This is a genomic window from Streptococcus suis YS56, from assembly GCF_000440115.1.
GTDB lineage: Bacteria > Bacillota > Bacilli > Lactobacillales > Streptococcaceae > Streptococcus > Streptococcus suis_L.
Genome location: NZ_ALMY01000065.1, coordinates 64,136 through 71,535, shown reverse-complemented (window position 1 = coordinate 71,535; position 7,400 = coordinate 64,136). Strand labels below are relative to the sequence as shown.

General features: G+C 35.7%; 8 protein-coding genes, 12 tRNA genes and 1 pseudogene. 12 read left to right on the top strand and 9 right to left on the bottom strand.

Features of this window, described 5'->3' with window-relative positions:
* The 12 genes from SST62_RS0107840 (at position 1) to SST62_RS0107785 (ending at position 1,033) form a co-directional block, all read left to right on the top strand.
* A tRNA-Val gene (locus tag SST62_RS0107840) sits at positions 1 to 72 on the top strand.
* 5 nt (positions 73 to 77) lie between these two features.
* A tRNA-Gly gene (locus tag SST62_RS0107835) sits at positions 78 to 148 on the top strand.
* A gap of 30 nt (positions 149 to 178) precedes the next feature.
* Positions 179 to 252, top strand: a tRNA-Ile gene (locus SST62_RS0107830).
* A 6-nt stretch (positions 253 to 258) separates the two neighbouring features.
* Positions 259 to 330, top strand: a tRNA-Glu gene (locus tag SST62_RS0107825).
* 5 nt (positions 331 to 335) lie between these two features.
* Positions 336 to 425: transfer RNA gene (locus SST62_RS0107820), tRNA-Ser, on the top strand.
* A 9-nt stretch (positions 426 to 434) separates the two neighbouring features.
* A tRNA-Met gene (locus SST62_RS0107815) sits at positions 435 to 508 on the top strand.
* A 15-nt stretch (positions 509 to 523) separates the two neighbouring features.
* A tRNA-Phe gene (locus SST62_RS0107810) sits at positions 524 to 596 on the top strand.
* Between the two features lie 20 nt (positions 597 to 616).
* Positions 617 to 697: transfer RNA gene (locus SST62_RS0107805), tRNA-Tyr, on the top strand.
* Between the two features lie 7 nt (positions 698 to 704).
* A tRNA-Trp gene (locus tag SST62_RS0107800) sits at positions 705 to 775 on the top strand.
* A 7-nt stretch (positions 776 to 782) separates the two neighbouring features.
* Positions 783 to 855 (top strand) — tRNA-His (locus tag SST62_RS0107795).
* A gap of 11 nt (positions 856 to 866) precedes the next feature.
* A tRNA-Gln gene (locus tag SST62_RS0107790) sits at positions 867 to 938 on the top strand.
* An 11-nt stretch (positions 939 to 949) separates the two neighbouring features.
* A tRNA-Leu gene (locus SST62_RS0107785) sits at positions 950 to 1,033 on the top strand.
* A gap of 82 nt (positions 1,034 to 1,115) precedes the next feature.
* Here SST62_RS0107785 and SST62_RS0107780 read toward each other — a convergent pair.
* From SST62_RS0107780 to SST62_RS0107740, 9 genes and pseudogenes are all read right to left on the bottom strand, one after another.
* Positions 1,116 to 2,249 (bottom strand): tyrosine-type recombinase/integrase, encoded by a 1,134-nt coding sequence (locus tag SST62_RS0107780; protein WP_029186906.1) that lies wholly within the window; start codon positions 2,247 to 2,249, stop codon positions 1,116 to 1,118.
* Entirely contained in the window at positions 2,239 to 2,445 is a 207-nt protein-coding gene (locus SST62_RS0107775; RefSeq protein ID WP_029186905.1) for a DUF3173 domain-containing protein, read from the bottom strand. The genes SST62_RS0107780 and SST62_RS0107775 overlap by 11 nt, the downstream gene beginning before the upstream one ends.
* 13 nt (positions 2,446 to 2,458) lie before the next feature.
* A pseudogene (locus SST62_RS01000000111655) lies at positions 2,459 to 3,242 on the bottom strand (Rep protein).
* A 180-nt stretch (positions 3,243 to 3,422) separates the two neighbouring features.
* Complete coding sequence (locus SST62_RS0107765) at positions 3,423 to 3,944, bottom strand: metallophosphoesterase (RefSeq protein ID WP_029186904.1); 522 nt, start codon at positions 3,942 to 3,944, stop codon at positions 3,423 to 3,425.
* Positions 3,945 to 3,955: 11 nt separating this feature from the next.
* Positions 3,956 to 4,717 (bottom strand): metallophosphoesterase, encoded by a 762-nt coding sequence (locus SST62_RS0107760; RefSeq protein WP_029186903.1) that lies wholly within the window; start codon positions 4,715 to 4,717, stop codon positions 3,956 to 3,958.
* Between the two features lie 24 nt (positions 4,718 to 4,741).
* A complete protein-coding gene (locus tag SST62_RS0107755; RefSeq protein WP_029186902.1) occupies positions 4,742 to 5,065 on the bottom strand; it encodes a hypothetical protein in 324 nt (107 codons plus the stop codon).
* A 9-nt stretch (positions 5,066 to 5,074) separates the two neighbouring features.
* Entirely contained in the window at positions 5,075 to 5,464 is a 390-nt protein-coding gene (locus tag SST62_RS0107750) for a hypothetical protein (protein ID WP_029186901.1), read from the bottom strand.
* 41 nt (positions 5,465 to 5,505) lie between these two features.
* Positions 5,506 to 5,820, bottom strand: coding sequence for a hypothetical protein (locus tag SST62_RS0107745; RefSeq protein ID WP_004195544.1), 315 nt, complete (start codon positions 5,818 to 5,820; stop codon positions 5,506 to 5,508).
* 101 nt (positions 5,821 to 5,921) lie between these two features.
* Positions 5,922 to 7,280 carry an FtsK/SpoIIIE domain-containing protein gene (locus SST62_RS0107740; protein ID WP_029186900.1) on the bottom strand — a complete coding sequence of 453 codons (1,359 nt, stop codon included), beginning with the start codon at positions 7,278 to 7,280 and terminating at the stop codon, positions 5,922 to 5,924.
* Positions 7,281 to 7,400: the final 120 nt, after the last annotated feature.

The following is a 7,400-nucleotide window of genomic DNA, read 5'->3' as shown; positions in this document are numbered from 1 at the left end:
GGAGTTTAGCTCAGCTGGGAGAGCATCTGCCTTACAAGCAGAGGGTCAGCGGTTCGATCCCGTTAACTCCCATATAAGCGGGTGTAGTTTAGTGGTAAAACTACAGCCTTCCAAGCTGTTGTCGCGAGTTCGATTCTCGTCACCCGCTTTGAACATAGTTCATACCCAAACTTGGTTTGGGCGCGTAGCTCAGATGGTTAGAGCGCACGCCTGATAAGCGTGAGGTCGGTGGTTCGATTCCACTCGTGCCCATTATATGGTCCGTTGGTCAAGGGGTTAAGACACCGCCTTTTCACGGCGGTAACACGGGTTCGAATCCCGTACGGACTATATTTGGAGGATTACCCAAGTCCGGCTGAAGGGAACGGTCTTGAAAACCGTCAGGCGTGTAAAAGCGTGCGTGGGTTCGAATCCCACATCCTCCTTACTACTATCGCGGGATGGAGCAGCTAGGTAGCTCGTCGGGCTCATAACCCGAAGGTCGTAGGTTCAAATCCTGCTCCCGCAATTTCTTTAAGAATTTGGCTCGGTAGCTCAGTTGGTAGAGCAATGGATTGAAGCTCCATGTGTCGGCGGTTCGATTCCGTCTCGCGCCATTAATTTAATATTATATTTCGGAGAGATAGCGAAGAGGCTAAACGCGGCGGACTGTAAATCCGCTCCTTCGGGTTCGGGGGTTCGAATCCCTCTCTCTCCATACCTTTACGGGCATAGTTTAAAGGTAGAACTAAGGTCTCCAAAACCTTCAGTGTGGGTTCAATTCCTACTGCCCGTGTTATATGGCGGGTGTGGTGAAGTGGTTAACACATCAGATTGTGGCTCTGACATTCGGGGGTTCGATTCCCCTCACTCGCCTATTTTAATATTGGGGTATCGCCAAGCGGTAAGGCAAGGGACTTTGACTCCCTCATGCGTTGGTTCGAATCCAGCTACCCCAGTTCAACTATATGCCGGCGTGGCGGAATTGGCAGACGCGCTGGACTCAAAATCCAGTGTCCGCAAGGACGTGCCGGTTCGACCCCGGCCGCCGGTATAGTTTAAAAGACAAGGTTTCTAAGCCTTGTCTTTTTTTATTCTTTATATTATCCTTTTCAGAGTTGCCAAAAATTTCCATTTTAGAAAAAATCGTCTAATTTACTGGCTAGATTTTTCTGTTTGCTAGGGTATAAGTGAGAGTATGTATCTATTGTAGTTGTGATAGAGGCATGTCCAAGACGTTCTTTTACGACTAGATAATCTTCGCCTTGATTGATAAGTAAAGACGCGTGAGAGTGCCTTAAATCGTGTATTCGTATCTTTTTTAGATTATTGTTCCTAGTCAGTATCTGCTTAAATTTTTTATCAATCATATTCTTTGTCATTGGTATTGGTGTGCTTTGAATAACTTGAAGACTTCCTATATCTGTTGTAAATTCTTTGAGTAAATTTTCTTGTTCTTCTTTCCAATCTGCAAGCCTTCTTGCTAGTTTATTATTGATTGTAATATGTCTAGTCCCTGCCCTAGTTTTTGTGTTATTGATGTGATTTGTACCGTTAACAAAGTAGGCTGTTTTCGTGATGTGTATAGTATTTGTGATTAAGTTTATATCATCCCAATTTAATGCAAGTATCTCTCCCATTCGCATGCCAGTAAAAAAGGCGATTGTAAAGAATAGGTCATAGCTTATTTCATCACTTTTAATGAGTTTTCTAAACTCGTTAAATTCCTCTATACCCCAAAAATTTATAGTTGGCTTACTAATAGGTAATTTTCTTAGATTTTCAACAGGATTTTTATCTATCAATGACTTTCGTACACCAGTATCAAAAATCTTTTTGAGAAGTATCATTATTTTATTGACTGTATTATGACTTAACGTAGAGCTATCGTTTTGCTTTTTGGGCTTTATTTTGAGATGCTCTCGAAATTCAAAAATGTGCTCATAAGACAATTTATTTAAGTTTGTATTTATGAAGTAAGGCTTTATATGTCGCTCATAGTTATTTCTTTGGGTGGTAATGTAGCTGATTTTCCTATTATTTTGTCGGTCTTCTTCCTCAAGTATGTCGAAGAGCATATCGGTTGTTACCAAAAAATCAAAACGTTTTTCTTTTAACTCAACAACACGGATATATTGTTCTAACTCTAAAGCTTCTTTCTTGGTCTTGAAACCTTTGCGAATGATTCGTATTCGCTTTTTGGTAACTGGGTGGAAGCCGTCAGAAATATCAACAGTCCAAGTTCCATTTTTTGCTTTCTTAACTGTCATGATGAGCACCTAAAGTAACGTCAAAGCCGAGTAATTCAGTAGCGATAGAAGCAGGGATAGTTCCAATACGCTTATTTTGATATACTCTAAATCCTCTTGCTATTAGAAGCTCTTTCCCCTGTCTGATGATACGTTTAGAAGTTCCTTCAGAGAAACCAAGGGCAACAAGGTCATTTTTATTTACAGTTGCTATCATGAGACTTACTCCTTTAATCATCTAATTTTATTTTCTTATACTTTACAAGATTATCGAAATACTGACCGTCTTTATAAACTTTGCTAGTGTATTCCGTTTCATATAGTACGACTGAACTATCATAGTTGAAAACTTCATAGGTGTAAAACTTATCTTCATCAGGCTTTTTCAAATTACGTGATGATAAATAGGCTTGCTTACCGAAATTGTCCAACAATTCTTGTCCAATCCCTTTTTCAAAATACTTAGTAACATATCGGCCACGATTTTCTTTGCTATCAACATCAACCTTATTTATCCGTACTGCTCCGTGTCCCCAAAGCTCTAATAGTTGTTTATGTGGAATATAGGGAACGCTGAAAAGTAGAATATGAGCATGCCATGCTCCACGTTTTTGCTTTTCTAATACTGCTATATATCTTAATTGACTTTTCTTAGTTTTAAATATGTGATAGTTAAAGCGTTTGATAAATGTTTTGAGTAAGTCTTTGAATTCGTTTCTCTCGCTGATATTTTCTTTAGTAGTCAAGGTAAGAAAAGAAGTCGAATCATCAAAGTTACAATCGACTAGACGGAGTAAGTTCCACTTTGCTTCTAAGCGAGTTTTTTTCATGCGTTCAAGACGTTGTTCTTGTTCTTCTGGTGTTAGTTCGTCAAATGTTCTGCGTTTTGATTTTTCCTTGTTTTCAGTATTAGTATCTATAATTGATTTTCCCTTTGAAAATATTGGCTTTTCATATTCCCAAATTTCAATATAGGAAGAAGTTCGGACTATTTTTTTTATTATATGAGGTCATAAAAAATAGTTCCTTTTTGGTTGGCTTTCGCCAAAAGATTGTCTATATAATAAATAAACTAGGAGGAGCAAAGCTCCTCCCTACTTCTATCATGTGATCCTAAGCACCGCTCCGCTAAACACGCTACCAGCTTGCCGACCTCCAGTCGGCAGTTTTGCCTAGGGACATGATTAGAAGTAGTTATGTATTATTGTTTAATATTTCGATTAAACTTATTGGACAAAAATCATTTACATCAACCCCTACATTTATCGCATTGTTTCCCAAAACTTTTGAATAGTAATCAGGACAATCATTGTGAACATGACCGTATAAAAGAATACTTCCTTGTTTTTTACCCTCCCATTCTAGTATTGGATAATGGAATAAGATAAATTTTCTTTTGTTGTGTTTAAATGTATAGTAGGGCTTTATAAATACAAATTCAAATGTATCAAAATCGGGGTGATTTATATAATCATCATGATTTCCATGAATCAGATATTTTTTCCCCTTAAGTTGTTTTAGGGTATTATTGATTTCTTTAATATCAGCACGGAAAAACATATCTCCAATAATATACACATCATCGTTATTTTTGATTCTATTATTCCAGTTTGTAATCATAGTGTTATTCATTTCTTCCACATTTGAAAAAGGTCTATCACAAGATAAAATAATATTTTCATGAAAGAAATGAGTGTCAGCAATAAAATATTGCATAGATAACCCTCCTAGTAGTTATATGATTGAGTGACGGTATTATAACAAAGAATGGGTATGATATGACTTTTGCCAACACAACCATCAATAAAATAATGACTTTTTTGGTCATAGTAGATTTTCCCAAGATAGCTTGGGTCATTTGCAACCTCTGAAGAAGCAATGTGTCCTGAAATAATATCCTTATAAAAATATCCAATACTTGCTGGAAATTTGTTAGTAAAAATATCAGGATTAGAATACAATTTCCAATTTTCTCCAAACTCTTCATCAATTCCAGCATGGACAAATATTTGATTATCATTCTCATAAAAACGTTCTGAATTAAAATATTTATTTCTAAACCAATCTACTATTTCAGGATATTCAGAAGTAACACAGTCTCTTATTTTCTTGTTAATTTGGACTAGGCATTCTTCATCAGAAAGAGAAAAATCTGATATAACTGTATCAACGATATTTTTTCGCTTATTCTGACCAATGAAACTAATTATAGTATCATAGGAAGTGTATTTAGAAGCTCCGTCTTCCTCAAATAGCCACTCAGAAAAGTATTCTTCATGATTTCCTAATAAAGTGATAACCTGGTCAGGAAACTTCTTTTCTAGTTCGATGATTTTTGAGATAACTTGAAAAGATTGAGAACCACCATCTATGTAGTCGCCAAGCAATATAAGTCGATTGTCCGTATCAGATAAATCCACTTTTGACAGGCTTTCAATAAATTCATCATAATGTCCATGAATATCGGACATGGCATAAATTTTAGACATAAAACCTCCTACTGAAATGACTTCTTACTCATTTCTTATCCATTCTTGAGTTTGCATCCACTTTAATATATCTTCAATTTGTTGTGGTGTGAACTTATATCCACCTTCCCAACTTAAATCTTCTTCAGCGATACGATGTAAAGAATGAAAGTCAATTTGGTGTGAGAACCTTATATAATTTGTATTTTCCCAATATTTGAGTGGCTCAAACCAAATTCGTTTATTATTAGTATGAGGAGTATCATCAATAAAAAATATCATTACTTCTAATAAATCTTTTATTGCTTGTAATTCTGAATCGGAATATTTTCCAGGAGGTTGAGAATAATAGTTGACATCTTCAATCATTGGTTTCTCCTATCTTGCATTTACTGCGTAGACATAATTTAAGTAATTAGCAAAATCCCCCATTCGTTTTCTATCGTCATTAAATTCAGCGTACCAAGATACATCTCCATTTTGTTCCTGTATCCATACTCTGATATCTAATAATAATTTTCTAATGTCATTATGAAGAACAGTTCGTGCACCGTCAAAAGAATGTTGTTCTTCTCGAGTTAGGGTAAACCATTTTCCACGTGCTTCGGAATATTGGGCACAAAGTTCAATCAATTTTTTCCAGTATTCTTGAAATTTAGGGTCATGTATATTAACAGAGCTGATTAAGTTATCATAAATCTTTTCAGCTTGTTCGAAAGTTAGGGAACTTTTATCCTTTAGGAAGTCTCTGTAAGTAAAAATTTGCATTTTGGTACTCCTTTATTATTTTATAATATATTCTATCACAACTATTTTGTTACAGGTAAGACATCAGAGCAAGCAAACCAAAGATTGCCATTGAATTGTCCAACATTCAAATCTTTAAGTGCAACAGGACAAGTCTTGTTGTTTGCCATTTCTTGAACAGAAGCAGTAGGGGTTAAAGTGTTGACTTTGACTTGAATCATTTCCATAAAGAAATCTGAGGTTTCATCTTGAATTGATACATTGAGCCGTAAAGCTATTGGTTTATTTGTTTCTCTATCTAAGACTTCAGTATATCCTTTTACGGCAAAGAAGCGATTACCAAGGAGCTCAGGTTTCAAAAAATCATTTAATTTCATGATAAGATAACTTCCTTTCTTTTGACCTCCTGCGGAGCAGTCGGTGTGCTCTTTTTCTCTATTGAAAAGAATTCCTATTCCAACAGAGAAAAAGACCGCAATTATTGATTTGGTAATAAATTCTTAACTACACGCAAAAATTCTTGTTTTGTTTTAACATCGACGAACGGGACGATTGTCAACACAGGCTCAACTGAATTTATTCCATCAGCGAAAAATAGAGCTTCCCCTTTCCTGTCTGATACCGTAGGTATATTCTCAAGTTCACACATAGAAAATGCCATTTTCAATCGGTCGTTCCCTATATTTCCAAGGTACAAAACTGCTGATATTTGGTTTCTAAGTTCAACAGGAATATTCTCTGCATTTGGGTCTTGGGTACTAAGGCAGAGGTGGCAACCTGCCTGCCGTCCTTTGCGTGCAATCAAGCCTAAGTTTTGCAGAATTTCATTCCACAGCTCCTTACCTTGTTTACTAGAACCACAACTGTCACGGATAGAAGCGAGTTCATCAACAAATAAAAAATTGGGGGTCATTCCTAAATCATAAGCATCTGCATTTAGCGTGCTGTTTCGCTCAATAATTTCAAAACGTTCCCCCATAATCTGAACAAATTCTCTTGATAATTTTGCTAACATTTGAGGCGAAGAGCCTACTGCTATTTGCTCCCCTAATTCTTCTTGAAGAAGTTTACCAAGGGCAAATAAATCAGCTCCCTTACCATCTACGATACCTAGATAGGTATTATCAATTCCACACCCCTTGGCAAGTGCATTGAATAAAAACCATTGTAAAGCTATGGTCTTTCCTGTGCCTGTACGCCCATAAATACCCATATTAGTATTTGATTTTAGACTAAATTGCTGAGTATTGGATAGTTTAACTATTGGTGTAGGTATGCCTTCAAAAAAATCTCTAGTCAATGTTTGGCTATTGAACACATATTGATTAATTTCCTCTATGCCGAGTGTGTATATAATATAATCAGGGGCTTCTTGTTTAGATATTAAAGGTAGTCCTAAGGTTGGTATAAGGTACTCTTCTAGGTTCTTAAGAAGTTTTAAAAACTTGTTCCCAAACAATGGTACTTCGACCATTACAATATTATTGGGCAAGATTTCAAAGTTTAATGTTGCACTATTGGTTACTACATTATCAGTTTCTTCGTATAAATTTAGGCCAATCAGCATATCAAATAGAGATTCTCTGACATATAATACGCTTTGAATTTTTCTAATAAAAGTAGACCTGAAAATTTTTTCGATGGAATAAATCATTCCAATAAATATCAATGAAAGCACTGATTTAACAGGGATTGAGCATGGAGAAACCCAAGTGTTTATCAATAACATTCCTAAAAATAAATCCATTCCGATTCTGCTCAAAAACAATCTTTTAGAGGTTATTATATAAGGATTAAACCTCACCCGTACTGTTTGATTCAGTTTTAGTAGTTTCATTGTTATCCCTTTCAGAAATTATCATATCTATACAAATAATTAAAAAGATTATTCCACTAAAAGCTAAAATAGTGTGACTAGTTTCAAATAGAGGGGACTGTATATCTATCAAAAAATTAA

What these genes read in the sequence shown, in the direction of transcription:
- SST62_RS0107755 (WP_029186902.1), bottom strand. Translation starts at nt 5,065, where the DNA reads ATGATTGAAGATGTCAACTATTATTCTCAACCTCCTGGAAAATATTCC.
- SST62_RS0107740 (WP_029186900.1), bottom strand. Translation starts at nt 7,280, where the DNA reads ATGAAACTACTAAAACTGAATCAAACAGTACGGGTGAGGTTTAATCCT.
- SST62_RS0107780 (WP_029186906.1), bottom strand. Translation starts at nt 2,249, where the DNA reads ATGACAGTTAAGAAAGCAAAAAATGGAACTTGGACTGTTGATATTTCT.
- SST62_RS0107750 (WP_029186901.1), bottom strand. Translation starts at nt 5,464, where the DNA reads ATGCAAATTTTTACTTACAGAGACTTCCTAAAGGATAAAAGTTCCCTA.
- SST62_RS0107745 (WP_004195544.1), bottom strand. Translation starts at nt 5,820, where the DNA reads ATGAAATTAAATGATTTTTTGAAACCTGAGCTCCTTGGTAATCGCTTC.
- SST62_RS0107765 (WP_029186904.1), bottom strand. Translation starts at nt 3,944, where the DNA reads ATGCAATATTTTATTGCTGACACTCATTTCTTTCATGAAAATATTATT.
- SST62_RS0107775 (WP_029186905.1), bottom strand. Translation starts at nt 2,445, where the DNA reads ATGATAGCAACTGTAAATAAAAATGACCTTGTTGCCCTTGGTTTCTCT.
- SST62_RS0107760 (WP_029186903.1), bottom strand. Translation starts at nt 4,717, where the DNA reads ATGTCTAAAATTTATGCCATGTCCGATATTCATGGACATTATGATGAA.